We start from the raw sequence: 1,301 nt of genomic DNA on the forward strand, positions 1-1,301 counted from the left end.
TACTATTTTGGTACACATAGGAGATGTAAAATATGGATTCGATATATAAAATAAATCATGTTTTTCAGAAATATAAAAAAAATACTCAATTTTCAAATGAAGATATTAACTTAGATATACCATCTGGAAAAGTTATAGGTTTTTTTGGAGAAAATGGTGCTGGTAAATCTACTTTGGTAGAAGCAATGATTGGTTATAGAAAAGTAGAACGAGGAGAAATTTTATTTCAAGGAGTTGAAGTGGAAAAACAACCAGATAAGATTAGGCAAACAATTTCTTATTCTACTCAAGCACCATTACCACTTGGATTCATGACTGTACACAAGATACTTTTGACAACTGCAATGTTAAGAGGAAAAAATAAAATAGATGCACAAGAACAAGTTAATGAGTGGATGCAAAAATTAGATCTTACAGACTTTAAGAACAAGAATCTTTCATCATTATCTGGCGGTCAGAGACGAATAGTTGGATTTGCAACAGCAATAGTTGGTAATTATAATGTACTAATTTTAGATGAGCCAACGAATGAACTAGATCCAGAAAAAAGAAAATTAGTTTGGAACAGTATAAAAGAAATTAATAAAAGAAATTCTGTAACTATAATTGTTGTAACGCATGATGTTAATGAAAGCGAAAAATATATTGATGAGGCAGTATTATTTTCAAAAGGCCGAGTTATTGCTACTGGTGAACCAAGCTATTTTAAAAATATTTCTCAAAATAAGTATAAATTGATTTTGAAGTTAAATTCAAGGAATATTTCAATTACTCAAAATAAATTGAATCAATTAGGATATGGCTTTGAGATGTTGAAAGAAAATAGGCTCCAGATATCAATAGAAAAAAGAGATCTATTGAAAACCTTGGATGAAATAATTAATCAAGCTTCAAATTTGGATTTTGAGGAGTATACAGTTTCAGCTCCTACTTTAAACGATTCATTCGATTTTTTTAGAGAGAAGGCTTAATTAATGAAGCAATTTAAACTTTTAATGGGTATAGAAATTAGCTCTTGGAAAGATTCTTGGATTTGGTCAGTTATAATGGTTTCTCTTTTTCCAATAATCGCATTAAGCTTCATAAGCTTTATTGTTCCACAAACAACCACATTATATGCAGAAAAAGTGACTACCGGTGCAATGGTATTTCCAATAATTCTAATGGGAATGAACACATATGCAATAAATATATCTGCATCTAAAGAAAACGGTGAATTTTCTTATTATGCAAATTTACCAATTTCTAAGACTGTTTTTTTAGCTACAAAACTAACCAGTGGTTTTTTTATGACTTTACCA

General features: G+C 29.3%; 2 protein-coding genes. Both read left to right on the forward strand.

The features are described 5' to 3' along the window. Positions 1 to 32 precede the first annotated feature (32 nt). The gene (locus tag EQ827_RS08730; RefSeq protein ID WP_181190590.1) at positions 33 to 971 is read left to right on the forward strand and encodes an ABC transporter ATP-binding protein; all 939 of its coding nucleotides are present in this window, start codon (positions 33 to 35) and stop codon (positions 969 to 971) included. A 3-nt stretch (positions 972 to 974) separates the two neighbouring features. Next, the coding region (locus EQ827_RS08735) for a hypothetical protein (RefSeq protein ID WP_219912693.1) at positions 975 to 1,301 on the forward strand (327 nt) is incomplete at its 3' end.

It is taken from the genome of Bombilactobacillus bombi (genome assembly GCF_013607485.1).
In the GTDB taxonomy this organism is placed as follows: domain Bacteria; phylum Bacillota; class Bacilli; order Lactobacillales; family Lactobacillaceae; genus Bombilactobacillus; species Bombilactobacillus bombi_A.

What these genes read in the sequence shown, in the direction of transcription:
- EQ827_RS08730 (WP_181190590.1), top strand. Translation starts at nt 33, where the DNA reads ATGGATTCGATATATAAAATAAATCATGTTTTTCAGAAATATAAAAAA.